The sequence below is a fragment of the Streptomyces sp. NPDC040410 genome (genome assembly GCF_055595715.1).
On record NZ_JBVIVK010000014.1, the window covers coordinates 67,520 to 92,527 of the forward strand.

Genomic DNA, 25,008 nt, shown 5'->3' on the forward strand with positions numbered 1-25,008 from the left:
CGTGCCTTTCGTCGTCAGGTTGACACCTTCAGCGTCCGCCGCGGAAGCCGGTGATCCGATGGGCCGGGCGGGCACGCAGTAGGGCCGGATGGTCCCGGGGCTTCCCGGGTTCGCGTGGGCTGTCCACGATCTTGGCGAGGCCGGTGTCCTCGGGCTGGAGGTCCCTCCCGGTGGGCCGAATCGCCTGTGCCCGATACGGCCCTGCGCCTTCCCACTCGATTATGGGCCGGATGGGCCCGGATGAGGGCCGGTGGCCCCCTGCGCGCCGGGGGTGCCGACGCGCGACGCTGGTAGGGAGAAACACGCCGAGCGCAGCACAGAGGGTGCGCGTCATGTTGCTTCCTGTCGTCGCTGGGGCCGCGGAGAGCCTGGCCGGGCCGGGTGAGGCGACCCGCGAAGCCGTACGCCGAGAGAGCGCCATCAGGCTGATGCACACCTGGCACTGGCACCCCCGCCAGGACGGCGATCCCTCGAACGCTGCCCCACGGCATCAGACGCGGCGTGATCTTCGCCAGGCGGGGAATCGCACCCGCGGCGTCGGCCTTGGCGTACGCCTGTCTGACGAGCAGGTTGAGGGCCCGGTGGCCGTGGCCCTGCTGAAGGTCGCCGAGCAGGTCGCGGTGCTGGTGCCGGGCTCGCGCGGGCTGAGGAAAAGGCCACGTCCACGCCGGTCCGGGCGGGAGCAGGCCTCCGTCGGTTTCCCCGTTTCCGTAGTTCCCCCAACAAGTGAGAGGTCGGAGTCGAGATGAGCACCCCGACGGCGTACGTGTACGAGTTTGCCGACGGCAGCCGCGAGATGACCGGTCTGCTCGGCGGGAAGGGCGCGGGGCTGGCCGAGATGACCCGGCTGGGCCTGCCGGTGCCGCCCGGCTTCACCGTCACCACCGAGGCCTGCCGGATCTACTTGGAAACCGGTCAGGAGCCGCCGGAGCTCGGCATCGAAGTGGCCCGTGCACTGGCCCACCTGGAGCGGACCATGGGGCGTGATCTCGGCCGCCCCGACGACCCTCTGCTGGTGTCCGTCCGCTCCGGCGCCCGGTTCTCGATGCCCGGAATGATGGAGACCATTCTCGACATCGGTCTCAACGACGCGTCCGTCGCGGGACTCGCCAAGGCCTCAGGGCAGGAGAGGTTTGCCTGGGACTCCTACCGGCGGCTGCTGCAGATGTTCGGCCACACCGTCATGGGTGTCGACGGCGCCCTGTTCGAACGGGCCATCAGCGCGCACAAGGCCGTGCTGTCGGTGACCGACGACCACGCCCTGGACGCGGGTGAACTGGCCACCATCGTCGAAGAGTTCCAGACCATCATCCGCCGCGAGACGGGCGAGGACTTCCCGCAGGACCCCTTCGAACAGCTCTACCGTGCCGTCCGTGCGGTGTTCGCCTCGTGGAACAGCGAGCGCGCCCGCGTCTACCGGCGCCGCGAGCACATCCCTGACGATCTCGGCACCGCAGTGAACGTCCAGGCGATGGTCTTCGGCAACCTCGGCTCCGACTCCGGCACCGGCGTCGCCTTCACCCGCGACCCCGCCACCGGGGAGCGCGGAATGTACGGCGACTACCTGCCCGACGCGCAGGGCGAGGACGTCGTCGCCGGCGTGCGGGACGCCGTACCGCTCGCCGAACTGAGGAACCTCGACCCCCGCGCGTACGGCGAACTCGCCGACCACCTGCGCACTCTGGAAGCCCACTACCGTGACCTGTGCGACGTCGAGTTCACCGTCGAGCGCGGCAAGCTGTGGATCCTGCAGACCCGAGTCGGCAAGCGCACCGCCGAGGCAGCCTTCCGGATCGCCCACGACCTGCGCGATGAAGGCACCATCACCGCGGACGAGAGCCTGGCCCGCGTCGACGGCACCGAACTGTCCCGGCTGATGTTCCCCACCTTCGCCACCCGCCCCACCGACGTGCCCCTCGCGCATGGCGTGCCCGCGTCGCCGGGCGCCGCTGTCGGCGTCGTCGTCTTCGACTCGGACGCCGCCGTCCGCCGCGCGGCCGACGGACAGCACACCGTCCTCGTACGACGCGAGACCACCCCCGACGACCTGCCGGGCATGATCGCCGCACAGGCGGTCCTGACCAGCCGCGGTGGCAAAACCAGCCACGCCGCCGTCGTCGCTCGCGGGATGGGCAGGGTCTGCGTATGCGGCGCCGACGCGCTGGCCATCGATCCCGGCGGTCGCCAGTTCACCACACCTGCCGGCGTGGTGGTCCGCGAAGGCGACACCGTCTCCGTCGACGGCACCTCAGGCACCGTGTATCCGGGCACCCTGCCGCTGACCCCCTCGGAAGTGGGCCGGTGCCTGGAGACCGGCGAGGACACCGGGCCACTGACGGAAGCCGTGCTGAGCGCCCTTGCCCACGCCGACTCCGTACGCCGCCTCGAAGTCCGAGCCAACGCCGACACGCCCGAGGACGCCGCGCGCGCCCGCAGGCTCGGAGCCCAGGGCATCGGCCTGTGCCGCACCGAGCACATGTTCCTCGGCGAACGCAGGTCGCTGGTCGAGGCGATGATCCTCGCTCGCGACGACGGTGAGCGTGAACAGGCGCTGGCGGCCCTGCTGCCGCTCCAGCGGGAGGACTTCACCGGCATCCTGACGGCGATGGACGGACTGCCGGTGACGATCCGGCTGCTCGACCCGCCGCTGCACGAGTTCCTGCCCGACCGCACGGAACTGGCCGTCCGCATCGCCCGCGCGGCGCGGCCCGACGCGCACGACCGAGACCTGCTTGACGCCGTCGAGCGCATGCATGAGGAGAACCCGATGCTCGGGCTGCGCGGCGTCCGCCTCGGCCTGGCCGTGCCGGGCCTGGTGGCGATGCAGGTGCGGGCGATCGCCGAGGCCGTGGCCCAGCGGCTGCGTGACGGCGGTCGGCCGCGGGCAGAGATAATGATCCCGCTCGTCGGGGCGGTGGAGGAACTGCGCTTGGCGCGGGCCGAGGCCGAACGGGTCCTCGCCGAGGTCGCGGAGGAGACGGGACGGAACCCGGACTGCCCGATCGGCACCATGATCGAGCTGCCCCGGGCCGCGCTCACCGCCGGCCGCATCGCAGAAGCCGCCGACTTCTTCTCGTTCGGCACCAACGACCTGACCCAGACGACCTGGGGCCTGTCCCGCGACGACGCGGAGGCCTCCTTCTTCCCGCTGTACCTCAAGAAGGGTGTCTTCGCCGCTTCACCCTTCGAAACCCTCGATCAGGAGGGCGTCGGCCGGCTGGTGGAACTCGCCGTCGAGGCGGGCCGGGCCGTCAACGCCCGGCTGGAGACCGGCGTGTGCGGAGAGCACGGTGGTGACCCGGAGTCCATTCACTTCTTCCACCGGGCGGGTCTGGACTACGTCTCCTGCTCGCCCTTCCGTGTTCCGGCGGCTCGTTTGGAGGCGGGGCGCGCGGCGCTCACGGACACGAAGACAAGTGACAGCAGGTGAGGAGGCGGCCGCCCAGGGTCCCATCAGATTGGGAGCGAGGGCGGCGGGGGCGCCTCGAAGGAGGTGGATGGCCCACTGGGGCGGGCTCACCGTGCCCGCCGCTACGCCCGGCGACCGCGATACCTGTACATCAGGCCTCAGCCGAAGGCGTCGCTGCCTGTTCGAGCGCTCTATTCGCGGTGGAGTACGACCTTGAGGGCGCCGGTGTCGGTGCCGTGGGAGAACACGTCGTAGGCGTCCTCGATCCGGCCGAGGCCGAACGTGTGGGTGACGAGCTGCGAGATGTGCAGGCGTCCAGATGTCACCAGGTCGAGCAACCAGGGTGTGGAGGAGGTGTCGACCTGGCCGGTGCTGATCGTCATGTTCTTGTGCCACAGCGCCTCGAGATGCAGTGTGGCCGGCTTGCCGTGCGTGCCGATGTTGGCGATGTGCCCGCCCGGGCGTACGACCCGGGTGCACAGGACGAAACTCTCCGGGTCTCCGGCGGCCTCGATGGCCACGTCTGCGCCGGGCCCCTCGGCCAGGTCGGCGATCAGCCGTCCGGGCACCTCGGCGGCGTCGGCCCCCAGGCGGATGGCGGCTTCCAAGCGGGACCGGGACAAGTCCACGGCGATGATTCTGCGTGGCGAGTAGATCCGCGCCGTGATGACCGCGGCAAGCCCCACGGGTCCGGCGCCCACTACGACCACGGTGTCACCGGGGACCACGTGTCCGTTGCGCACGCCGACCTCGTAGGCGGTGGGGAGGACTTCGGCGAGCAGTACGGCGTCATCGAGGGCCAGGGTGCCGGGCCGCCGCCGTGTCGAGTAGTCGGCGAAGGGAACACGTACGAGCTCGGCCTGTGTCCCGTTGATCAGATTCCCGATGATCCACCCGCCCCCGCCTCGGCACTGTCCGAACGTGCCGTTCCGGCAGAACTGACAGTGGCCGCAGGCCGAGACGGACGACACGATCACCTGATCTCCGGGGGCGATGGAGTGAACCTCGCGGCCGGTTTCCATCACCTCGCCGACGGCCTCGTGGCCGAGGACCGTTCCTGGCTTCACGTCGGGCAGGTGCCCGCGCCGGATGTGCAGGTCTGTGCCGCAGATGGTGGTGGCGTCGACGCGTACGACCGCGTCGGTGGGGTCCTCGATCGCCGGATCAGTGACCGTGTCCCAGGAGGCCTGTTCGGGGCCGTGGTAGACGAGTGCTCGCATGGCCACCCCACTCCTTGACTACCTCGGCTGCCTCCCCTCCACCGTCGCTCTCACTGCATGTGCGGGCAACTGGGACTGTCGGGCTCCCTGGCACCGTCGGACGGTTGGATTCCTCTGAGGTCGCCGTCGGCGGCCGTGGCCGACCTGGTGGCTATGCCGCGGCGCAGATCAGTGACAGCCAGCCGCTCAGCCCGGCCGCGTCGACGCTCCCGCACCGGAAGCCGACATGCCCGTCCGGGCGGACGGCCACCAGACCACGGCCTGGGCTGTTGGTCAGCCGGAGGACGGTGACGTGGGGACCGAGGACCGCGTTCGATGGCAGGTCGGCGTCGCGCTGCAGCAGCAGGTGCACACCCGGGCGGGCCAGGAGTGCATGCAACCGTTGTGGAGCCCCGTTGAGGCTGACGGCCGCGTCCGGCAGGCGTTCTCCCGGGCGGGGAGCGCCACGGAGGTGCGGCGTTCCCTCCACTGACAGAGGGCTGTGCCGGTAGTTCACCCGTAGCTGCGAGATGAGACGGATGCCCTCGGCGACCAGCCGCCGCCGCTCCAGGAGGACCGGCACGGCCGGGGCGGCGCGCGCAGCGGCAACCGCGCGCAGCCACGAGGGGATCCGGCCGGTCGATGCCTCCGCCCAGAACGCCGTATGTGTGAGGATCAGCCGTTGGCAGGCGGCCGGCCTGCGCTCCCTGTCGTAGGAGTCGAGCAGCACTTCGGCACGCCGACCGCCCGTGGAAGTGCCGGAGCAGCTCACCGCGAAGCCGAGCTTCCAGCCGAGATTCACCGCGTCCTGGATGCCGGCGTTCATGCCCTGGCCGGTGGCCGGTGAGTAGTTGTGCGCCGCGTCCCCCGCGAGGAAGAGCCGCCCCCGGCGGAACCGCCCCGCGAGGCGGTATTGCAGCGGCACCCGCGCGGACCACGCGAGACGCTCGATCCGTGCGTCCAGTCCGGCGTCGCTCAGGAGTCGCTGGAGCTCGGCTCTCGGGACGGCGGGTCCGGGCTGACCGAAGTCCAGCCCGGACCCGCTGTGAGACGCCCGCGTAGCCAGCAGCCGCCAGGTGGCCTGCTCGCCCAGCGGGAAGAGGAACAGCAGTCCTTGACGCCTGGCGAACAACTGGGCACCGGAACGGCCGGGGTTGCCGCCGAAGTCGAGGTCGGCGAGCACCACCTCTTCCGTGTAGGGCCTGCCGTGCCACCGGATGCCGGCACAGGTCCGCACGGTACTGGCCGGGCCGTCGCAGCCGCCGGCGAAGAGGCAACGGATCTCCTCCGTGCCCTTCGGCGATCGCAGAACGGCCCATGCGCTGTGCCCGTCATCACGGGCGGCGACGAGTTCCGTGCCCCGTTCCACCGTCACCCCGCGGTCGGCGAGCGCCCCCGTCAGCACCCTCTCGACGTCCATCTGCCGTACCAACGACAGGTGCGGGAACGCCGTGTCGGGCAGCGCGAGGTCCGCGAGGCTCGCTTCGACGGTGCGGGAGCCGAGGTGAAGGGTGGCGGTCGGGGCGGTGTCCGCCCGCTCCAGCAGGGCGTCCGTGACGCCGAGGGGGCGCAGGACTTCGAGAGTGCGTGGGTGCAGGATGAGTGCCCGGGAGGGCCGGAACGCTCCGGGGCGCCGCTCGACGACCCGGATGCGCGCTCCGTGGTCGTGCGCCTGGAGGGCCAGGGTGAGGCCGGTCGGCCCGGCCCCGACCACGAGGACGTCGGCCGCTGTCGTCATGCCGTGCCCTGTATGCGGCACCCTGCCGCGGAGTCGTCGTCCGGTGCCAGGCCGTCGGCCAGTCCCGGCTCGGCGAGGACCGCGTCGCGGCGCAGGCCGGGCAGGACGGTGTAGCGGATCGAACCCGGCACGCTGACCAGCGCCAGTACCCGCCACAGGGAGCGCGCGTAGTGTTCGGCCCGCTCCGGGCCGTCCCACTCGTACACCCCTCGGTAGCGGTCGCGCTCGTCGTGGGCCAGCCACAGCTTCGAGGTGAAGCCGGGGAAACCGACGAACAGCGGGGTGTTCAGCAGGCTCTCCGCGCGGAACAGGGCATGCGCGGGCCCGCGGACCAGGCGCAGCCGGAACGCGACCACCAGCGTGCACGGGTCCTTCGCCAAGCCGCTGCCGAGGCGGGTCTCCCGGTACACCCGGGCCGAGGTGCCGTCGGCGAAGCGGAGCCACGACCCTCGCCGGTCCTTCGGCAGACGGACTTGGCGCCCCGCGAGCAGCCCGAAGGTGGAGAGGAAGCAAGCGGCCACGGACCGCCATGCCTCGCCAGGGGCGAGGGGACCTTGTTCACCCATGATGGCCTCCTCCCGAAGAGCCTGACGGGCGTACGGTGCGCGGCCCTGCCAGGCCTCCCGCGGGACCGGAATTCCCCGTACCAACCACCATGCGGGAATGTGCCGCGTCCCGCGAAACGTGGTGCCGCGGGCCGGTATTCGGTCACCCCCCGGGCACGTGCGGGCGTACCAACTCGTCTAGTCCGGCTCCATGTAGGGGCGGCGGAAGACCGGGGCCTGGCTGTCGGCGTGCGGGCGGATCGCTGCCATTGCCTGGACCACCGCGGCCGCCAGGGAGCCGCTCGTGTCGACCCTGACGGCATCGGGCCATGGCGGTTCCGTGGCAGCCATGGATGTGGCCACGTCGAGGGCGGCGTCTGACGCACCGGGCGCGCGCGTGGCGAGACGGGTCGCAGTCAGCTCGCCCGGAACCTGGCAGTGCAGGGCAACGAGATCGGCGCGGGTGCGTTCGGCCATGCGCAGGGCGGCTTCCCGCTGTTCCGTGTCGCGCCAGGTGGCGTCCAGGACGACGGACTCACCCATGGAAAGCAGGGTCGATGCGCGGTCGAGGAGGGCCGCGTACGTCTTGTTGGTCCATTCGGGGGAGTACAGGCCCTCGCCGTAGGCGGCGCCCGCCGGCTGCTCCGCGGGGATGCCCGCCAGTTCCTTGCGGAGCCGGTCGCTGCTGAGCAGTGTGACGCCGAGGCGGTCGGCGAGCGCGCCGGAGAGCGTGGACTTGCCGCTGCCGGGAAGCCCGCCGACGAGGGTCAGCCCGACGGCGGAGGCGCGCAGATGGCGCAGGGCGGTGGTGATCAGTCGGCGTGCTCCCGCCTTCGCACCGGGCGTGCCCTGGCGTGCCTGGATCAGGGAGACCTTGGCCCGGACGAACGCGCGATACGCGACGTAGTGGTGGCGCAGGGAGGGGGGAGCCGGGTCGCCGGAGTACTCGCCGTACTCGGCGAGGAAGAACGCCGCGGCTTCAGGGGCGCCGAGCTGTTCCAGGTCCATGGCGAGGAAGGCTGCGTCGTCGAGGCCGTCGACGTATCGAAGGTGGTCGTCGAACTCCAGGCAGTCCAGGACGCGCGGGCCGTCGTCGAGGCAGAAGATGTCCTCGGCGAGCAGATCTCCGTGGCCGTCGACCACCCGCCTGTGCGTGATCCGCCTGTCGAACAGGGGCTCGCGGCCGGCGAGGTAGCGGCGAACCAAGCGCTCGATCTCCTCCACCCCATCGGGCGCGGTGCCGTCGTCGGACAAGGCACGGACCTGGGCGAAGCTCGCTTCCCAGCGCGACGACAGCGCGTCCCGCGTCCCCTGCTCGTCCACCTCCCGGCTGCGAGGTGCGCCCGCGTGATGGGCGGCGAGCAGCCGGGCGACGGCCCGAAGGGCGTCGTCGACGGCCGCGCCTTCCCGTACGAGCCGGGAGAGACGTCGCTCGGTGGGCATGCGGCGCATCACCACGACGGGCTCGGACACGTCGGCTTCCGGACTGCGGAATTCGCCCACGCCGAGGTAGACGTCGGGGGCGAAACGCCGGTTGAGGACGACTTCCCTCTCGCATGCAGCCCGTCGGGCGGCCACCGTGGTGTAGTCCAGGAACGTCAGGTCGACCGGCTTCTTCACCTTGTAGGCACGGTCCCCGAGGAACAGCACCACCGCGGTGTGGGTCTCGCGCACCTCGGCGCGCGGGAGGGACGGAGTCCCGGGGGCGTCGGCCCGCCCCACCCACGCCATCGGCTCCCCGTGGCGGCCTGGCTCAGTCATGGGGGACTACGGCGACAGGACAACGCGCGTGGTGAGCCGCGGCCTGGACGACGGGGCCCAGGCGTGGGGCCAGGGTGGGGTGGTGCTTGCGTCGGCCGACGACCAGCAACTCGGCGCCTTCGGCAGCTCCTACGACGGCCTTGGCGGGGCTGTCAAGGCGGACGGCGTCAGCCACGACCACGCCCGGGAACTTCTCGCGCCAGGGGCGGAGGGCCTGGTTCAGGCCCATCTGCGCGTCCAGCCTGACCTCTTCGGTCACCGTGTGGTCCACGCCCCAGGGGGCGTACGCGTGGAGTGGCACCCTGCGGCCGTGGACCGCGCGAAGGGGAACGCCCCGCGCCGCGGCCGTGGCGAAGGCGAATTCGAGCAGGTCGTCGGACGGACCGTGAAGCTTCAGGGCCACGACCACGCCGCCTTCCGAACCTGCTTCGGGCGCGCGCCCCGCATCCCGGCGTTCGGCGCGCACCAGGACCACGGGCCGCTCGGCGCGAGCCACGACGGACATGCCGATGTCGCCGAGGAAGTAGCTCTCCGCGGGAGTCAGACCCCGCGAGCCGAGGACGAGCATCTCGGACTCCGACGCCGCTTGGAGCAGCGCGTCCTGGGCGTCGTCGGCGACCAGGTTGCCGACGACGGTGAGGCCCGGGTGGCGCGCCTCGAGTTCCGCCTGGGCGTTGTGCACGAGCCGCCTTGCCCAGTAGTTCTGATCGACTTCCGCGGGGAGGCTGGCCGGCTCCGGTGCCAGCAGGGGCCACGCGTGCAGCAGGCGCAGAGTGAGATTGCGCTGCTCCGCCTCGTCGGCGGCCCAGTGGGCGGCGGCGAGGCTCTCGGGTGAGCCGTCGAGGCCGACGGTGAGGACTCGTTCCATGGCGACTGCCTCCGTCTCGTACGAAGCTGGAAGGACGGTGAGCGCGGTCACCGTCCGGACTGCTGCCGCTCCCGTGAACCGGTGGCCGTGCAGTCCGGCCGGGGGCGTGTTCGATGCGACGCACGAGCCTCGGCGCCGCCCCGCAGAACACGGCCCTTCTACATCGAGGACTACCGCAGATCTCCTCGCGGCGCATGTGGTCCCCGGCAAGGCGGGCGCTCGCAGGCGCGAACTCCGGAACAAAGGAGGTGGGAGCCGTGGCGGTTCCCCTGGTGGTCGGCATCGACGGGTCCGAGGCGAGCCTGGAGGCGGTGGACTGGGCCGCGGACGAGGCAGTCCGGCACGAGGTGCCGCTCCATCTCGTGCACGCGGCCGTGAATGAACACGAGGCGCCGGACCTGGTCGCTGTCGCCTCGGAGCGAGCCAGGAAGAGCGCCCCCGCGGTGTGGCTGTCCAGCGAGGTGCTGCACGAGGACGCGGCGTCCGCCCTGGTCGACAAGGGGCGCAACGCCTTCGCGCTGGCAGTCGGGTCGAGAGGTCTCGGAGATCTCGCCGGGCTGCTCCTGGGCTCGGTCAGCCTGGCCGTGGCCGCTCACGCCGACTGCCCGGTCGTCGTCGTGCGCGGTGGGGCGGAGCACCGCGTCGGCCGGTTCGGGAGTGTCGTCGTCGGTGTCGAGGACGGAGAGGGCAGCGGTACGGCCGTGGAGTTCGCGTTCCGCGAGGCCCGTGTGCGGCGCTGCCGGCTGGTGGCGGTGCACGCCTGGATCGTCCCGGTCGGGAACCCGGGGCCTCCGGGTCTGTCCGGCTACGCCCTCCAGGCCCAGCGGCGCCCGCCGGCACAGGTGCTCGCCGACGTGCTGCGCGGCCCTGCGGAGCGGTATCAGGACGTGCCAGTGAGCAGCGAGGTGGTCGAGGGCTCGGCACGACGGGCGCTGTTGAAGGCCGCGTCCGCTGCTGATCTGCTCGTCGTCGGGGCCCGCAGGCGTCACGGGCACGTGGGCCTGCAGTTGGGCCTGGTCAACCATGCGGTACTGCATCACTCGCCGTGTCCGATCGCGGTCGTTCCGCAGATATGAACCGGTGACGGCGACGAGCACGGGGGGTCGAGTGTCTGGTGGGCAGGGACCTTTGGCCCCGTGATCTGGCACTGCCGCCGTTGGAGGGTGGTGAGCGAGACAGACGTGGTGGGGGGAAGCGCCAGCAACGGCTGGAGGCCAGGCCATGAGCACACAGGATCCGCCGCACGCGTCGGGTTCCCACCGACCGCACCGGGAGCAGCACACGTCCAAGGGCGCGAACCCACTCAGGCGTACGTCTGATCGGGTCGAGACCTGGTGCTCCGGTTTCCTGCTGGCGGTCCTTGTCCTCGGAATGCCCGCGGCTCCGGTGAGCGCGGGGCTGGCGCTTCACGAGTCGACGATGCGCATCGTCCAAGCCCAGTCCGCAGATCGGTTCCAGGTCACCGCTCGGGTGACCTCCGCCCCGGGAGCAGCATCGGGCCGTGCCGCGGACGAGAGACAGAAGGTCCAGCTCAGCTGGACCGGTGAAGACGGTCGGCAGCGGACGGGAACCGCCCGCGTACCCGTGGACCAGAACGCGGGCTCGACCGTGCGGATCTGGGTGGACCGGGAAGGAACCGTTCAGGGCCCGCCGATGTCCGCGCGCAACGCGCAGGCCACCGGTTGGCTGGTGGGCGGCATGACAGCGGTCGGCGTGTACGCCGGTTTCGCCGTGGCGCGCAAGGGCGTGCGCCTGGCGCTGGACCGCGGAAGGTACGCGCAGTGGGACGCCGAATGGGACCGGGTGGAACCTCTCTGGTCCGCGCGGTTCCACAGGTGACAGGCCGGGGTCCTGGGGCGTCGTCCAGGAGGTGACGCAGATGTCCGATGCCACGACCACGGACCTGTACGAGGTCACGATGGCGCTTTCGTACCTACGGGAGGGGATGAACCGCCCGGCGACATTCAGCCTGTTCGTCCGCGACATGCCGCCCGAACGGGGATTTCTTGTGGCCGCCGGGCTGGAGTCGTCGCTGGACTTCCTGTCCCGCTTCCGGGTCGGCCCGAAGGACGTCGACGCCTTTGCCTCGGTCCTGCATCGGTCGGCGCGTGATCTGGAGCCGTTGCTCGGTATGGAATTCACCGGCCGGGTGCGGGCGGTGCCGGAGGGGCGGATCGTCCTGGCAGGCGAGCCGCTGCTGGAGGTGACCGCTCCGCTCCCGCAGGCCCAGCTGGTCGAGACGTACGTCCTCAACCAGGTCAACCATCAGACGACGATCGCCTCGAAGGCCGCACGGTGCGTCCTGGCCGCGGCGGGACACCCGGTCGTGGACTTCTCCCTCCGCCGCACCCACGGCCTCCAAGCCGGCTACCAGGCCGCCCGGCTGAGCGCCATGGTCGGATTCGCGGGAACGAGCAACGTCGCCGCGGCCACCGCCGAAGGGCTGCCCGCCGTCGGCACGATGGCCCACTCGTACATCGAGGCGTTCGGCACGGAGGAGGCGGCCTTCCGGGCCTTCGCCCGGAGCCACCCCGGCCCGGTGACGCTCCTGGTGGACACCTACGACACCGAGGAGGGGGTCCGCGTCGCGGCCCGCGTGTTGCGGGACCTGGACCGTGGGCCCGGCTCGGCCGTACGGCTGGACAGCGGGAACCTGGGAGCCCTGGCACTGCGGGCGCGCGACATCCTCGACGCGGCGGGACTGCCGCACGTACGGATCATCGCCAGCGGCGGTCTCGACGAGTACGGCGTGGACGAACTGGTCCGCTCCGGAGCGCCGATCGACGTCTACGCCGTCGGCACCCGCGTCGGGGTGTCGGCCGACGCCCCGTTCCTGGACTCGGCCTACAAGATGGTCGAGTACGACGACCGGCCGGTGATGAAGCTCTCCTCGGCCAAGGTGACCGCCCCCGGGCAGAAGCAGGTGTTCCGCCGCCCCGGATACGCGGACGTGATCGGACTCCGTGACGAGCAGCCGCCGGGGGAGGGCGTACCGATGCTGGAGACGGTGATGCGGAACGGGAGGCGCGTCGTCGAGCGGGCCACTTTGGACGAGGGCGGGGAGAAGTTCGCCGCCGACCTGGCCGGGCTCCCGCCCGAGGCACGCCGCATCCAGGCCCCAGTCACGCCGCGGGCGAGGACCTCGGAACAGCTGACCGCCCTCTCCGACCAGGTCAGGCGTCGTATCGAAGACGCGGTCCCGGCCTCATCCGTGGATCTGCGTGACCACGAGCGGAGCACAACGGGGTCCCGACGCACCGCACCGAGATGAGGAGGACAGTGATGCCGCATACCGTGGAATGGAAGGTTCGCCTCTACCTCTTCGAGGACGAGGGAACGACCAAGGCACGTGTGGTGCTGGACACCGGAACAACGGAGCTCACCGGGCACGGGGACGCGCACCGGAACCCCATGGACATGGACGTGCCGGAGATCGGTGACGAGCTGGCGGCGGGCAGGGCCCTGCACGACCTCGGCCGACAGCTGGTGGACGTTGCCGAGCGTGACATCGAGGGCATGGGCGCGGCAGCGGCCGAGCGGGGGGCTCGCCCGGAAGCCGGCTGGCCGTCGCCGGATCAGATGCAAGGAGGATGACCGATGACGCAACCTGTCCGTCGTGGCCGGGGTTCCCTTCCGGCATGGGACCCTTTCCGCGAACTTGAGGACCTGCACACTCGCATGGACCGGCTCATGCAGTCCGCCTTCCCGGGTCGCGCCGAACTCGGCACCGCCGGGGCATGGGCGCCGCTGGCGGACATCGAGGACACCGAGGACGCGTACCTGGTGGAACTGGAGCTTCCCGGTGTGGAGAAGGACGACATCACCGTGGAGGTCACCGACTCCGAGATCGATGTCCACGGCGAGATCAAGGAGAAGGAACGCAGCGGCGTGGTCCGGCGGCGCACCCGTCACGTCGGGGAGTTCGACTACCGCACGAGTCTGCCGCCGAACTCGGACACCGAACACATCAGCGCCGAGCTGACCAACGGGGTTCTCACCGTGCGTGTCCCGAAAGCCGAGAAGGGCAAAGCGCATCGCATCGAGATCGTCGGCTGAACCAGGGACGGGGGCAGGCAGCGGCTGTGCGGATGCAGAGACTGCCTGCCCTCATCCGTCGGTTGCGGAACTCCCGGAGCCGGCCGCCCGGTGCGCGATGTGCCCGGCTACAGAGACCACGCCGTCAACGCTTTGGCACAGCCGCTCGATCACAGGGATCAGGGTCTCGACCTCGACGGATCCACCGAGGCTCACGCGCCCTTCGCGAACCTCGACCGTCACATCAGAAGCGACGGGCCCCAGCGTTCCCCGCAGCACGTCCCCCGTGATCTCGTCGCGGATGGCGTCGTCACGGCGCAGGAAGATCCTCAGCAGGTCACTGCGGCTGACGATGCCCTGCAGTCGGTCCGCCTCGTCCACGACGGGCAGCCGCTTGAGGTTGTGAACCGCCATGAGGCGAGCCGCCTCGACCACGGTCCACTCCGGACGCGCGCACACGGCAGGAGCCGACATCAGCTCCTCGGCCCTGGCGGCTTCGGCCTTGGCGCGTTCCCACGCCTCCAGATGCGGGACCGGTGTCAAGCCGGACGGGTCGGCCTGGGCGGCGGACTTGCGCAGCAGGTCGGCCTCGGACACCACACCGATGGGGCGGTCGAGTTCGTCGACGACGGGCGCGGCGGTGACGTCGTTCTCCGCGAGGAGTTTGACGATCTCCTTGAACGGCATGTCGCGCCGTGCTCGTACGACGCCTCGGGTCATGAGCTCTTCGACCGTGCGGTGGTGCATGTGGCCTCTCCCTTCCGCCCATGCGGCGGCACGCCGCGCGTGGGACGTTGGGTCACAGCAGCATTCTGAGGAAACGGCGGCGATCATGCGAGCTCAACTCGGCGATCAACTCGTGGTCGAGAGCCCTACCACCGGCGCCACCCGGCGGGACGGTGAGATTGTCGGACTCCACCACGAGGATGGCACCCCACCCTACGACGTGCGCTGGTCGGACACGGACGAGGTGACCCTCGTCTTTCCGGGCCCCGACGCACACATCCATCACATCGAACACCGACCCGGGAGCACCCACGAGCCTTCCCGGCCACGGACGAGCCAGGCAGGCGGGCAAAGCAGCGCCGAGCCCCGCGGAACCCCGCCGGGCAGGCCCCCCAATCCGGGTGACATCGGCCGCCGCGTTGCCACCGAACGCACACGCCGAGGACTGACCCGGGAGGAGACGGCCCGCCGCGCCAGAATGGCGCCGGAGTACCTGGCATACCTCGAGGAACAGCCGGCCGACCCGTCCCTGGCGACCCTCGTCAGCCTGGCCGACGCGCTGGGCACCACCATCGTCGCTCTGCGTGGCGGCGGCCTCGATCTGCCACCCGGCCTGGGGCAGGGGCTTCTGCACCCTCAGCTGCTGGACCTCGGCGCCGACGAATGCCGCGCCCTGCTGTCCACGCACGGCGTGGGGCGCGTCGCGGTGTCGACAGCGCACGGCCCGGCGGTGGTTCCGGTGAACTACCAGGTGGTCGACGATGCGATCGCGTTCCGGACCGCGCCGGACTCGGTCCCGGCGGCGGCTGTGGGATCGGACGTCGCCTTCGAGGTCGACCATGTCGACGAGGCCAGGAGCCAGGGCTGGAGTGTGCTCGTGGTCGGACCCGCGCGCGAGGTCACCGACCCCGACGCGGCGCGGAGCCTGGTCGATCGCGCCCACACCGAGCCGTGGCCAGGGGGTGAACGCGAGATGTGGGTGTCGATCCAGCCCACGCGCATCACAGGGCGCCGTATCACGTCGGCCGAGCAGTGAGGGAGGAGCGCCGGCCGGCTCCGCACCTTCCGCGTACCCGTTGGGCCCGACCGTTCACTGCTCGCGCCTGAGACCCGCCGTGGACTCGCCGGTGAGATGGGGCTCGACGTCGACGACGCCCTCCACCGCGCGGATGAGGCGCACGGCAACCGAGATCAGCGAGGTGTCGCGGATGTGTCCGCGGAGGGTGACGACTCCCTCGTGCACGTTCACGTGGATGGCGTGGCTGAAGGCCGGAAAGAGGTAGGACACCACCGTGCGCCGTACCTCCTCCTCGATGTCCTCGTCCGACCGCAGGAAGACCTTCAGCAGATCGGCACGGCTGACGATGCCTTGAAGCATGTCCAGGGCGTCGACCACGGGCAGCCGTTTGACGTGCCTGACGGCCATGATCCTCGCCGCCTGGGCCAAGGTGGCGTCGGGGTGGACCGTGATCGCGGGCGTACTCATGAGCTCCTCAGCCGTCACGCCCCCTGCCTTGGCAACGTCGGACAGGCGCCGGCGCTGCTCGAGGAGGCTCGGGTCGCTGTCGCGGAACTCCTCCTTGGGCAGCAGGTCGGCCTCGGAGACGACGCCAATGACGCGGCCTTCGCCTTCCAGGACCGGCATGGCACTGACCTTCCACTGCTCCATGGTCCGGACGATCTCCTTGAAAGGTGCGTCGCGTCCGACGGCCACGACCGTCTGCGTCATCACATCGCTCACGATGTGCGGGGTCTCAGGCACTCGGGTCTCCTCGTCTCGCCTCGTCAGGGCACTTCGCCCGCGCCGTAGGGCGCGTACAGGTCGAGCAGTCGCACCCGGGCGGACCTGAGTCGGCGCGCCAGGACGCCGAGGACATAGGTGCACAGTTCGTGATCCAGCTCCGGGTCATGGGCGCACATCTCACGGACCGCCGCCGCGTCGAACTCGTAGGCGCGCACCGGGCTGCTGGCCTCTGCCCCCAGATGCCAGTGCTCGGGAGGGACCAGCCAGGACCAGCCGAGCAGCCGTCCGGCGCCGAGGGTCTCGATGACCGCCGCCCGCCGACCTGGCACGTGAAGGTCCAGGGCGACCGTGCCCGTGTGGATGATCCAGAAGCGGTCGGCCTTGCCGCCCTCGTCGAAGATGCGCTCGCCCGTCGCGAACGACACCTCGCGAGCGAGCGACATCAGCTGCTCGCGGTGCTCCTTGCTCAGGGCGCCGAAGACGCCGGGTCTCGCAACCACAGTGGCCTTCCCTTCTCGAGAGTTCGAAGCGGAGGCGGGCTCGTATCGGTCACGGACGACGTCCCACCACGGCGTGCCTGATCTCGTCGACGGGCCCCGAGCCGCGTCCGGTCGGCAGGACGACGGACCGGGCCGATGCGACGACCGTGGCGGTGATGCCGAGTGGCACCCGGCGCTGTGCCATGGCCGCATGACTCCACCATCGCCGCAATTCGTCACGGTGCAACCCCGGGCCGAGGTCTGCCTCCGAGAGCCCGTCCACGTGTCGCGATGGACCGGGGGCGGTGCGACGGTATTTACAGGGGGATCTCGCAGTGGCCATGCAGGAAGGCGGTAGGGATCATGGGGCTCCCGCTGGTCGTGGGCGTCGACGGATCGGATTCCAGTCTGGAGGCCGTGGACTGGGCGGTGGACGAGGCGACGCGCCTCGGGCTGTCTCTGCGGCTCGTCTACGCCTCCCTGTGGAAGCGCTACGAGGGAGTCCGCCCCTCCTTCGGCACCGACCGTCCGGCCGAAGAGGTCATGGCCGAGCACATCACCGCGTCCTGCGCGGAACGCGCCCGGCTGCGCGACCCGAAGGTGAAGGTGTCGAGCGAGGTGCTGCCCGACGACGCGGTGTCCGTGCTGCTGCACGCGGCGCATGAGTCCTCGGCCCTGATCATGGGATCCCGCGGTCGTGGCGAGGTCGCCGGACTGCTGCTGGGATCGGTCAGCCTCGCCGTGGCCGCCCGGGCCGTGTGCCCGGTCATCGTGGTCCGCGGCGGGGAGCGGAACCGGCGGGGCTCCTTCGACCGGGTGGCGGTCGGTGTGGGCGACTCCACCGACGGCTCGGCCGCCGTGCGGTTCGCCTTCCGCGAGGCCGAGGCGCGCGGCTCCGCCCTGCGTGCGGTACGGGCCTGGCGTCGCCCCGCCCATGAACATGTGGACAGCCCCCTGATCGCGGACGATGCCGCCCGCTCCCACGAGGAACGGGCCTCCACCCTCCTCACCGACGCACTGCGCGACGCCGTACGGAATCATCCTCAGGTCGACGTGCGGCGCCAAGCGGTCGAAGGCCCTGCCCACAAGGTCCTCCTCGACGCCTCGGCCGACGCCGACCTGGTCGTCGTGGGGGCGCTGAGGCGGCACGGTCACTTCGGTCTGCAACTCGGCAGAGTCGCCCACACCTTGCTGCATCACGCGGAGTGCCCGGTGGCCGTCGTCCCGCAGCCAGCCTGAACTCCGGCGCGGGCTCACGCTCCCGCACATCTCGGGAGGGGAGAAGGTGAGGGCGACGGATGTCGGAGTGGACCTGGGAGTACGACGGATACGACCCCGATGCCGAGCGGTTGCGCGAGTCGCTGTGCACGCTCGGCAACGGCTACTTCGCCACCCGCGGCGCCGTACCCGAGAGCAGGGCGGGCCTGGTGCACTACCCGGCCACCTACGCGGCCGGGGTCTACAACCGCTTGGAGTCGACCGTGGCAGGGCGGCGGGTTGTGAACGAGGACCTGGTGAATCTGCCCAACTGGCTGCTCCTGCGTTTCCGTCTCCGCTCCGCCGACGGATCGGCGGGCCCCTGGTTCTCTCCCGCCAGGCGGCAACTGTTCGACTACCGCCACACCCTGGACCTGCGCCACGCCACGCTGACGCGTACCTTTCGGTACCAGGACGATGAGGCAGGCGTGCTGGGCGTGGAACAGAGTCGCCTGGTGGACATGGCGGACCCTCATCTGGCCGCGTTGCGAACCGTTTTCACGGCCGAGGAGCGGTCCGGAGAGGTCGAGGTCGAGTCCGTCCTGGACGGCGAGGTGACCAACAGCAACGTGCACCGCTACCGGTCCCTCAACCGCAAACACCTGACCGGGATACGGACCGGGGAGGCGGGCACCGACACGACGTGGCTGCGGTGCCGGACCAGCAGCTCCGACATCGGTGTCAGCATGGCGGCGCGTACGGTGGTCACGGGACAACGACCCGCGGCGTCCGAGCTCCGCCCGTCTCACCACCGTGCCGTACACCGGCTGGTGATCCCGGTCTCGCCGGGTCGACCGGCCGTGGTCGAGAAGACCGTGGCCCTGCACACCGGACGTGACCTCGCGATCAGCGACCCACTCGGGGCGGTGCTCGACCGGGTGACCACTGCCGGGGATTTCTCGGCGCTCCTGAACTCCCACGTGGAGGCGTGGGAGCGGTTGTGGCGGCAGGCGGACGTCCAGGTACCCGGGGAGGCGGGCCGTGTTCTGCGTCTGCATCTCTTCCATGTCTTGCAGACGCTGTCGCCGCACACCGTTGAACTGGACGTGGGTGTGCCGGCCCGGGGGCTGCACGGCGAGGCGTACCGGGGCCATGTCTTCTGGGACGAGCTGTTCGTACTGCCATATCTGAACCTGCACTTCCCGGAGGTCGCGCGGGCGCTGCTCAACTACCGCCACCGGCGCCTTCCCCAGGCATGCCGTGCTGCTCGCGCGGCAGGCCGGAGCGGTGCCATGTACCCGTGGCAGAGCGGCAGCGACGGGCGTGAGGAGACCCAGCAGATGCACCTCAATCCCCGTTCGGGCCGTTGGCTGCCGGACAACTCCCGGCTCCAGCACCACGTCGGCTCCGCCATCGCCTACAACGTGTGGCAGTACTGCGAAGCGACCGGCGACACCGAGTATCTGCACGCCCAGGGCGCGGAGATGGTGTTGCAGATCGCCCGCTTCTGGGCGGACAGCGCGGAGTTCGCACCCGAGCACGGCCGCTACCGCATCCGCGGTGTGGTCGGCCCCGACGAATACCACGACCGCTACCCGGACGCCGCCCGGCCGGGCCTGGACGACAACGCGTACACCAACGTCACCGCTGCCTGGGTCCTCAGCCGCGCCCTGGACCTCGTACGGCGCCTGCCCGCATGGCGTCGGGAAGAACTGTTCGAGCGCATCCGGCTGGACAGCGGCGAACTCCCTGAATGGGAGGAGATCTCACGGCGGTTGCGGGTGCCGTTCCACCAGGGCGTCATCAGCCAGTTCGACGGCTACGGCGATCTCGTCGAGCTGGACTGGGAAGCGTACCGAGCGCGCTACGACAGCATCCGGCGGCTGGACCGGATCCTCGAGGCCGAAGGCGACACCGTCAACCGCTACCAAGCCTCCAAGCAGGCCGATGTGCTGATGCTCGGATACCTCTTCTCGGCCGCCGAGCTGCGGGACCTTTTCCGCCGCCTCGGCTACGACGTGGACGACGAGATCTGGCGCAGGACCGTCGACTACTACCTCAAGCGCACCAGCCACGGCTCCACCCTCAGCGGCCTCGTTCACGCCTGGGTCCTCGCGCGGGCCAGACAGGCCGAGGCATGGAAGTACTGCCAGGAAGCCCTGGAACAGGATGTCGCCGACCTCCAGGGCGGCACGACCGGCGAAGGCATCCACCTCGGCGCCATGGCCGGCACCCTGGACCTGGTGCAGCGTGGCCTGACCGGGTTGGAGCCCCGCGAGGACGCCCTCCGGCTGGACCCGGTGCCCCTCCCGGCGCTGTCCGAGTACGGGTTCTCACTGCGTTACCGCGGCCACTGGGGCGTCAGCGTCCGGCTGCTGCGCGGACAGTTGCGGATCGGCGTGCCCGACTCGGAGGAGTCCCCGATCCGTGTGGTCCTGCCCGACCGGGCCGTCACCGTCGCACCCGGAGAGACCTGCACGCTCCTGCTGCCGGAGAACTGATCCGTCCGGCACGACAGAGTGTCAGACACGGCGACTGATCTCATGACTTGGATGAGACGTACCCGGGGTCGGGCGAGTCGGCTTCCCGGTGTCGCCTTCGGTCGCAAGGGCTATTCCCCGGTATCTTCTGAGTGAGTGACGCGGCCATCGGCGGTCCTTCCACCGGCGAGGACGGGGGCGGGGCGGGAACGCGAGTCCATCCGGCCGAAAGAGCAGGTGTTTGCCCTGGTGGGTGTGTCTTGATGCCGTGGGCGTGAGACGTGTTGCACACTCTCGGCATGCCCGAGGAACACGCGCAGCCGACTCCTCCCGAGTCACTGCTGCAAGTGATCGACAACCTCTCACGGTTCCATCGAGAGCATGAGCAGTACTACTCACAGGCCCCATTGCGGCAGGCTGGCGAGCTCCAAGCGCGATCTCGGGCGCTGAAGGCACTGGCCGACCGGTGGAGCGCGGTGGAGGCCGGTGAGCAGACGTCGGCGATCGCGTTCGCCGGGGCGGAGGATCTGAATGCCCCAGGACTCGTGGCGGAGTCGGGGATTCTCTTCATGGAAGGGGAGAACGAGCCAGCCGAGCTCCGGAGGCTGAAGCATGAAGTCGGCTTGCTTGCCGATGACACCGAGGAGGGCGGTGCCTGGCTGGCCCAGGCGATGGAGCAGGCGTGGGAGATCGCTGGGAGCTTGGCTGCTTACCCGGCGCTTGCCGACATGTTGGGGGAGCGGCACCGGATCATCGCCAATGACTGGCAGTCGGCCGGAATGCAGGCTCTGGTGGCGCGGCTGCTGCGCCGCGCACTTGACCTGTTGGCCCAGGTCGACTTCTCTCCGGTGGCGCTTCGCGCCGACCTGCGAAGCATGCGGAACGCCCCTGCCTACCTCTATTCGGCTTCTGAGCTGTTCGACCGGGCTGCCGACCTGATGGCGGAGTCGGCGACGCTCGTGCATGAGAACGAGAGGCGCTGGCGCATGTTCCGTGCCCGAGTTCGCGAGTTGCAGTCCGAGTGAGCCGGCGAACACCGGAGCGCTCTCATCGCACGAAGTAAAGGCTCATGGAGAAGGGCCGACTCGGGCGGCAGGGCGGCGGCCTTCGCTGCCGGCGCCGCGCAGGCCGCTCCACGCAACAGGCCGTGGGAGACGTGCATGGAGTGGTTGGTCTCACTGGCGGGAGCCGGGCTGGTCATGGCCGCTCTGCGAGACCTGTTCCATACCCTCTGGCACCCCACCCGCCACGGCGGTCTGAGCCGACTCGTCATGACCGCACTGTGGAGACTGTCCCATCATGTGCGGGCGCGCGGGCGCGTGGCCGGGCTCGTCGGGCCGCTCGCCATGGTGACGGTGGTGGGTATGTGGGCCGCCACGATCATCCTGGGCTGGGCCATCGTGTACTGGCCCCACATGCCCGAGGCGTTCGCCTTCACCGGCGGCTCGCGCCCGTCGCAGCAGCTGGACCTGCTCGACGCCCTCTACCTGTCGCTCGTCACCGTCGCCACTCTCGGACTGGGGGACGTCGTGCCTGCCGAGGGCTGGCTCCGCGTCGCGGCGCCGTTGGAAGCCCTCGTCGGATTCGCCCTCCTGACCGCCACCGTCTCCTGGGTCCTCGAAATCTACCCGGCCCTGGCACGCAGAAGGGTCCTGGCGGTCCGGCTGGCTCTCCTCCGCCGGTCGGACCCGACCACAGGGCAACTCGACTGCGCTGTAGGGGCTCTGATGCTGGACAGCCTCGCCACCGAAGTGGTGCGGGTCCGTATCGACTTCACCCAGTACGCCGAGGCCTACTACTTCCATGACGGTGAGGACCACGCGTCCCTGGCGGCCATGGTCGGCTATGCCTCTGACCTTGCCCGGCGCGGGCAGGCCGCCCGCCGACCGGACGTGCGTCTGACGGGCGACGTGCTCGCCGGTGCGCTCGGCGACCTTGCCTCCATCCTCGATCAGCGTTTTCTGCACACCGGTGGAAGCCCGACGGAAGTCTTCGCCGCGTACGCCGTCGACCACGGGCGCAGTCTCACACAGTCCTGATCACTCGCCCGTAACGGTGCGACGCTCCTCCGTCCGCTCCGGTGCGCGCGTCATCGATGGCCGGCCTTGGCGGTGGCAATCTGGCGGGTGGAGACCAGTCCTCCCCGGAACGGTCGTTCTCTGCACGACGGGAGTGGTCGATGGCGGGCGAAGCCCGGGGCACGACACGTTCTGCGGCTGGGCTGTCGCAGGCCGAAGCCGCGCGTCGCCTGACGCGCTACGGGCCCAACGAGGTCCCGACGGAACCGCGGACCCCGGTGTGGCGGCGGGTCCTGCAGCAGTTGCGCGACCCGCTGATCCTGGTGCTGCTGGTGGCCGCCGCTCTGACGATCGCCACCGGTGATCTCTCCGATGCCGCCGTGATCCTGCTCGTGATCACGGTGAACACCGTGGTCGGCGTGGTGCAGGAGGTGCGGGCAGAGCAGGCGGTCACGGCCCTGTCCGCGATGAGTGCCCCCGCCGCAAGGGTGGTGCGGGGAGGCGAGGAACGCTCCATCCCGGCTGCTGATGTGGTGCCCGGTGACCTGGTCCTGTTGGCCGAGGGGGACATCGTGCCCGCGGACGGAGACGTCATGGCAGCCGCTTTGCTGCTGGCGGACGAGTCCTCGCTGACGGGCGAGTCCATTCCCGTGGAGAAGGCTCCTGACCCTGACGCGTCGCGTGGCACGGTGTCGGCGGGCACGGTCGTCGTCCGTGGCCGGGGCCGCGTCGTGGTCACTGCCACGGGAGCCGGCAGCGCGCTCGGGCAAATCGCGTCCCTGATGGGTGCCGCGCCCGGCCTGACGCCGTTGCAGCGGCGGCTGGCGAGGTTCGGCCGGGTTCTGGCGGCCGCCATCGTGGTGTGGTGTGCCGTCGTCCTCGCTCTAGGGCTGGTGCGCGGTCAGCCCGTGGAGCTGATGATCGTGGCGGCGATCAGCCTCGCCGTCGCTGCCGTACCGGAGTCCCTGCCTGCTGTGGTGACGCTTGCCCTCGCGTTGGGAGCCCGGCGGATGGCGGACCGGCACGCGATCGTCCGCAGGCTGCCCGCGGTGGAGACTCTTGGCTCGGTCACCGTGATCGCCACCGACAAGACCGGCACCCTCACCGAGGGCCGGATGGCCGCCGAACGGCTGTGGACGCCGCGCGGGGAGGCCACCGTCGTGGGTACGGGCTACGAACCCGAGGGCCGGGTCGTCCGAGGCGGCGAGACGGTCACCGAAGGCGATGCGCCCGATCTGGCGGCGCTGCTGCGTGTCGCGATGCTGTGCAACGACGCGGCGCTGGAGCCCCCGTCGGACGGTTCCACGGAGTGGCGAGCACTGGGCGATCCCACGGAGGCCGCCCTGCTCGCGGCCGGGGTCCGCCTCGGACTGGACCGGACGGCGCTGGATCGCGAACTGCCGCGGGAGGAGGAGATTCCGTTCGACAGCGGCCGCAAGCGCATGACGACCGTGCATCGCCGACCGGAGGGCGGTGTGCGGGTCGCCTGCAAAGGGGCACCGGAAGCGTTGCTCCGGCCGCAGGTGCTGGCCGACGGTCCGGACGTACTCGCCCGAGCGGCGGCTCACGCACAGGCGCTGGCACGAGGCGGGTACAGGGTGCTCGCCGTCGCATCGGCCGACCATGAGGAGCCGGCAAACTTGCCGGGGACATGGGAGTCGGGCCTGTCGCTCCTGGGCCTCGTCGGCATCCTCGACCCGCCCCGCAGCGCCTCCGAGACGACCATCGCGGCCTGTAAACGGGCCGGCATCGTCCCGGTGCTCATCACCGGTGACCACCCGCTGACCGCACGTGCCGTGGCCGGGCGCCTCGGCATCGCCTCCCGGGACGAGGAGGTCACCACCGGCGAGCGGATCCGGGAAGGCACGGCGGGCGAACTGACCGGCGTACGCGTCTACGCCCGCACCACGCCCGAGCAGAAGCTGGACATCGTCCAGGCGTGGCGCGCTGCGGGGCATGTGGTGGCGATGACCGGGGACGGCGTCAACGACGGCCCGGCGCTGCGCCAGGCCGACATCGGCGTCGCCATGGGCCGTCGAGGCACCGAGGTGGCGCGCCAGGCGGCCGATCTCGTGCTTGCCGACGACAACCCGGCCACGATTGTGTCGGCTGTGGAGGAGGGGCGCCGGGTCTACGCGAACGTCCGCAGGTTCCTGCTCTACGCGCTGGCCGGGGGCACCGCGGAGATCGTGGTCATGCTCCTCGGGCCCTTCCTGGGGATGCCGCTGCCGCTGCTCCCCGCGCAGATCCTGTGGATCAACCTGCTCACGCACGGCCTGCCCGGTGTCGCACTCGGCGCGGAGCCCGTCGCCCCGGACGCGATGTGTCACCCGCCCCGGCCCCCCGAGGAGAGCGTGCTGGGCGCCGGGCTGTGGCCGCGGATCCTGTTCATGGGGGCCTTCGTCGCCACGGTGACCCTGGTGGCCGGCGTGTGGGCCCGGGAGACGGGCCGCCCCTGGCAGTCCATGATCTTCCTGGTTCTCGGCGCGACCCAGCTGGGAGTGGCGCTCGGTTCCCGGGCCCGTCCGGGGAGTCTGGCTAACCCGTTCCTGCTGGTCGCCGTGGGCGCGGCCCTGGCCCTACAGGCGGCCGGCGTCTACCTGCCTGCCCTGCGCGACTTGCTGGGTACGGAACCGCTGTCGCTCAGCGACCTTGCGATCGCCTGCGCGTTGTCCGGCCTCGGCCACGTGGTCATGCGTGTGCAGACACGGCTGTGGCCGGAGCGACAACGGCGCGTCGCCTCGGTGGAACCAAGCGCTCCGGGGGGCTGATGTACCTGCTCTGCCCGGGCGGAGCACGGTGTGCTGAG

At 70.7% G+C, this 25,008-nt stretch carries 21 protein-coding genes; 12 read left to right on the forward strand and 9 right to left on the reverse strand.

Annotated features, from left to right (window positions below):
- Positions 1-745 precede the first annotated feature (745 nt).
- A complete protein-coding gene (ppdK, locus tag ACZ562_RS26015) occupies positions 746-3,430 on the forward strand; it encodes a pyruvate, phosphate dikinase (protein ID WP_471183546.1) in 2,685 nt (894 codons plus the stop codon).
- A 170-nt stretch (positions 3,431-3,600) separates the two neighbouring features.
- Here the strand turns inward: ppdK and ACZ562_RS26020 are convergent, their stop codons facing one another.
- From ACZ562_RS26020 to ACZ562_RS26040, 5 genes are all read right to left on the reverse strand, one after another.
- On the reverse strand, positions 3,601-4,629 hold the full coding sequence (locus ACZ562_RS26020) for an alcohol dehydrogenase catalytic domain-containing protein (protein ID WP_471183548.1): 1,029 nt from the start codon (positions 4,627-4,629) through the stop codon (positions 3,601-3,603).
- 151 nt (positions 4,630-4,780) lie between these two features.
- Complete coding sequence (locus ACZ562_RS26025; protein WP_471183551.1) at positions 4,781-6,346, reverse strand: FAD-dependent monooxygenase; 1,566 nt, start codon at positions 6,344-6,346, stop codon at positions 4,781-4,783.
- Positions 6,343-6,912 (reverse strand): hypothetical protein, encoded by a 570-nt coding sequence (locus tag ACZ562_RS26030; protein ID WP_471183554.1) that lies wholly within the window; start codon positions 6,910-6,912, stop codon positions 6,343-6,345. The genes ACZ562_RS26025 and ACZ562_RS26030 overlap by 4 nt, the downstream gene beginning before the upstream one ends.
- 177 nt (positions 6,913-7,089) lie before the next feature.
- Positions 7,090-8,652: a bifunctional aminoglycoside phosphotransferase/ATP-binding protein gene (locus ACZ562_RS26035; protein WP_471183556.1), complete on the reverse strand. Its 1,563-nt coding sequence runs from the start codon at positions 8,650-8,652 to the stop codon at positions 7,090-7,092.
- Positions 8,645-9,520 carry a universal stress protein gene (locus ACZ562_RS26040; RefSeq protein ID WP_471183558.1) on the reverse strand — a complete coding sequence of 292 codons (876 nt, stop codon included), beginning with the start codon at positions 9,518-9,520 and terminating at the stop codon, positions 8,645-8,647. The genes ACZ562_RS26035 and ACZ562_RS26040 overlap by 8 nt, the downstream gene beginning before the upstream one ends.
- Positions 9,521-9,777: 257 nt before the next feature.
- On the opposite strand from ACZ562_RS26040, the gene ACZ562_RS26045 reads away from it, so the two are divergent.
- The 5 genes from ACZ562_RS26045 (at position 9,778) to ACZ562_RS26065 (ending at position 13,576) form a co-directional block, all read left to right on the forward strand.
- Complete coding sequence (locus tag ACZ562_RS26045; RefSeq protein ID WP_471183561.1) at positions 9,778-10,596, forward strand: universal stress protein; 819 nt, start codon at positions 9,778-9,780, stop codon at positions 10,594-10,596.
- A gap of 145 nt (positions 10,597-10,741) precedes the next feature.
- Positions 10,742-11,359, forward strand: a complete 618-nt coding sequence (locus ACZ562_RS26050) for an Rv1733c family protein (RefSeq protein ID WP_471183563.1) — start codon at positions 10,742-10,744, stop codon at positions 11,357-11,359.
- A 40-nt stretch (positions 11,360-11,399) separates the two neighbouring features.
- Complete coding sequence (locus tag ACZ562_RS26055) at positions 11,400-12,791, forward strand: nicotinate phosphoribosyltransferase (protein ID WP_471183566.1); 1,392 nt, start codon at positions 11,400-11,402, stop codon at positions 12,789-12,791.
- A gap of 11 nt (positions 12,792-12,802) precedes the next feature.
- Positions 12,803-13,114, forward strand: a complete 312-nt coding sequence (locus tag ACZ562_RS26060; protein ID WP_471183568.1) for a DUF1876 domain-containing protein — start codon at positions 12,803-12,805, stop codon at positions 13,112-13,114.
- A gap of 3 nt (positions 13,115-13,117) precedes the next feature.
- Entirely contained in the window at positions 13,118-13,576 is a 459-nt protein-coding gene (locus ACZ562_RS26065) for an Hsp20/alpha crystallin family protein (protein WP_471183571.1), read from the forward strand.
- A gap of 51 nt (positions 13,577-13,627) precedes the next feature.
- Here the strand turns inward: ACZ562_RS26065 and ACZ562_RS26070 are convergent, their stop codons facing one another.
- Complete coding sequence (locus tag ACZ562_RS26070) at positions 13,628-14,302, reverse strand: CBS domain-containing protein (RefSeq protein WP_471183574.1); 675 nt, start codon at positions 14,300-14,302, stop codon at positions 13,628-13,630.
- An 85-nt stretch (positions 14,303-14,387) separates the two neighbouring features.
- Between ACZ562_RS26070 and ACZ562_RS26075 the strand changes: the two genes are divergently transcribed.
- Positions 14,388-15,317 (forward strand): pyridoxamine 5'-phosphate oxidase family protein, encoded by a 930-nt coding sequence (locus ACZ562_RS26075; protein ID WP_471183576.1) that lies wholly within the window; start codon positions 14,388-14,390, stop codon positions 15,315-15,317.
- A 54-nt stretch (positions 15,318-15,371) separates the two neighbouring features.
- Here ACZ562_RS26075 and ACZ562_RS26080 read toward each other — a convergent pair whose 3' ends face one another.
- The 3 genes from ACZ562_RS26080 to ACZ562_RS26090 form a co-directional block, all read right to left on the reverse strand.
- Positions 15,372-16,043, reverse strand: a complete 672-nt coding sequence (locus tag ACZ562_RS26080; RefSeq protein WP_471183578.1) for a CBS domain-containing protein — start codon at positions 16,041-16,043, stop codon at positions 15,372-15,374.
- 23 nt (positions 16,044-16,066) lie between these two features.
- On the reverse strand, positions 16,067-16,468 hold the full coding sequence (locus ACZ562_RS26085) for a Crp/Fnr family transcriptional regulator (protein WP_471183904.1): 402 nt from the start codon (positions 16,466-16,468) through the stop codon (positions 16,067-16,069).
- 106 nt (positions 16,469-16,574) lie between these two features.
- Positions 16,575-16,709, reverse strand: coding sequence for a hypothetical protein (locus ACZ562_RS26090; RefSeq protein ID WP_471183581.1), 135 nt, complete (start codon positions 16,707-16,709; stop codon positions 16,575-16,577).
- Between the two features lie 158 nt (positions 16,710-16,867).
- Between ACZ562_RS26090 and ACZ562_RS26095 the strand changes: the two genes are divergently transcribed.
- The 5 genes from ACZ562_RS26095 (at position 16,868) to ACZ562_RS26115 (ending at position 24,970) form a co-directional block, all read left to right on the forward strand.
- Positions 16,868-17,743, forward strand: a complete 876-nt coding sequence (locus ACZ562_RS26095) for a universal stress protein (RefSeq protein WP_471183583.1) — start codon at positions 16,868-16,870, stop codon at positions 17,741-17,743.
- A 59-nt stretch (positions 17,744-17,802) separates the two neighbouring features.
- The gene (locus ACZ562_RS26100) at positions 17,803-20,202 is read left to right on the forward strand and encodes a glycoside hydrolase family 65 protein (protein ID WP_471183586.1); all 2,400 of its coding nucleotides are present in this window, start codon (positions 17,803-17,805) and stop codon (positions 20,200-20,202) included.
- A gap of 278 nt (positions 20,203-20,480) precedes the next feature.
- Positions 20,481-21,206, forward strand: a complete 726-nt coding sequence (locus ACZ562_RS26105; RefSeq protein ID WP_471183588.1) for a hypothetical protein — start codon at positions 20,481-20,483, stop codon at positions 21,204-21,206.
- A 135-nt stretch (positions 21,207-21,341) separates the two neighbouring features.
- Entirely contained in the window at positions 21,342-22,220 is an 879-nt protein-coding gene (locus tag ACZ562_RS26110; RefSeq protein ID WP_471183591.1) for a potassium channel family protein, read from the forward strand.
- A gap of 140 nt (positions 22,221-22,360) precedes the next feature.
- Positions 22,361-24,970: a cation-translocating P-type ATPase gene (locus ACZ562_RS26115; RefSeq protein WP_471183593.1), complete on the forward strand. Its 2,610-nt coding sequence runs from the start codon at positions 22,361-22,363 to the stop codon at positions 24,968-24,970.
- Positions 24,971-25,008 lie beyond the last annotated feature (38 nt).

Excerpts from the sequence above, each read along its gene's own strand:
- ACZ562_RS26090 (WP_471183581.1), bottom strand. The coding sequence starts at position 16,709 with ATGGCACAGCGCCGGGTGCCACTCGGCATCACCGCCACGGTCGTCGCA.
- ACZ562_RS26065 (WP_471183571.1), top strand. The coding sequence starts at position 13,118 with ATGACGCAACCTGTCCGTCGTGGCCGGGGTTCCCTTCCGGCATGGGAC.
- ACZ562_RS26055 (WP_471183566.1), top strand. The coding sequence starts at position 11,400 with ATGTCCGATGCCACGACCACGGACCTGTACGAGGTCACGATGGCGCTT.
- ACZ562_RS26085 (WP_471183904.1), bottom strand. The coding sequence starts at position 16,468 with ATGTCGCTCGCTCGCGAGGTGTCGTTCGCGACGGGCGAGCGCATCTTC.
- ACZ562_RS26110 (WP_471183591.1), top strand. The coding sequence starts at position 21,342 with ATGGAGTGGTTGGTCTCACTGGCGGGAGCCGGGCTGGTCATGGCCGCT.
- ACZ562_RS26095 (WP_471183583.1), top strand. The coding sequence starts at position 16,868 with ATGGGGCTCCCGCTGGTCGTGGGCGTCGACGGATCGGATTCCAGTCTG.
- ACZ562_RS26100 (WP_471183586.1), top strand. The coding sequence starts at position 17,803 with ATGTCGGAGTGGACCTGGGAGTACGACGGATACGACCCCGATGCCGAG.
- ppdK (WP_471183546.1), top strand. The coding sequence starts at position 746 with ATGAGCACCCCGACGGCGTACGTGTACGAGTTTGCCGACGGCAGCCGC.
- ACZ562_RS26060 (WP_471183568.1), top strand. The coding sequence starts at position 12,803 with ATGCCGCATACCGTGGAATGGAAGGTTCGCCTCTACCTCTTCGAGGAC.
- ACZ562_RS26030 (WP_471183554.1), bottom strand. The coding sequence starts at position 6,912 with ATGGGTGAACAAGGTCCCCTCGCCCCTGGCGAGGCATGGCGGTCCGTG.
- ACZ562_RS26020 (WP_471183548.1), bottom strand. The coding sequence starts at position 4,629 with ATGCGAGCACTCGTCTACCACGGCCCCGAACAGGCCTCCTGGGACACG.
- ACZ562_RS26025 (WP_471183551.1), bottom strand. The coding sequence starts at position 6,346 with ATGACGACAGCGGCCGACGTCCTCGTGGTCGGGGCCGGGCCGACCGGC.
- ACZ562_RS26075 (WP_471183576.1), top strand. The coding sequence starts at position 14,388 with ATGCGAGCTCAACTCGGCGATCAACTCGTGGTCGAGAGCCCTACCACC.
- ACZ562_RS26035 (WP_471183556.1), bottom strand. The coding sequence starts at position 8,652 with ATGACTGAGCCAGGCCGCCACGGGGAGCCGATGGCGTGGGTGGGGCGG.
- ACZ562_RS26105 (WP_471183588.1), top strand. The coding sequence starts at position 20,481 with ATGCCCGAGGAACACGCGCAGCCGACTCCTCCCGAGTCACTGCTGCAA.
- ACZ562_RS26040 (WP_471183558.1), bottom strand. The coding sequence starts at position 9,520 with ATGGAACGAGTCCTCACCGTCGGCCTCGACGGCTCACCCGAGAGCCTC.
- ACZ562_RS26050 (WP_471183563.1), top strand. The coding sequence starts at position 10,742 with ATGAGCACACAGGATCCGCCGCACGCGTCGGGTTCCCACCGACCGCAC.
- ACZ562_RS26115 (WP_471183593.1), top strand. The coding sequence starts at position 22,361 with ATGGCGGGCGAAGCCCGGGGCACGACACGTTCTGCGGCTGGGCTGTCG.
- ACZ562_RS26070 (WP_471183574.1), bottom strand. The coding sequence starts at position 14,302 with ATGCACCACCGCACGGTCGAAGAGCTCATGACCCGAGGCGTCGTACGA.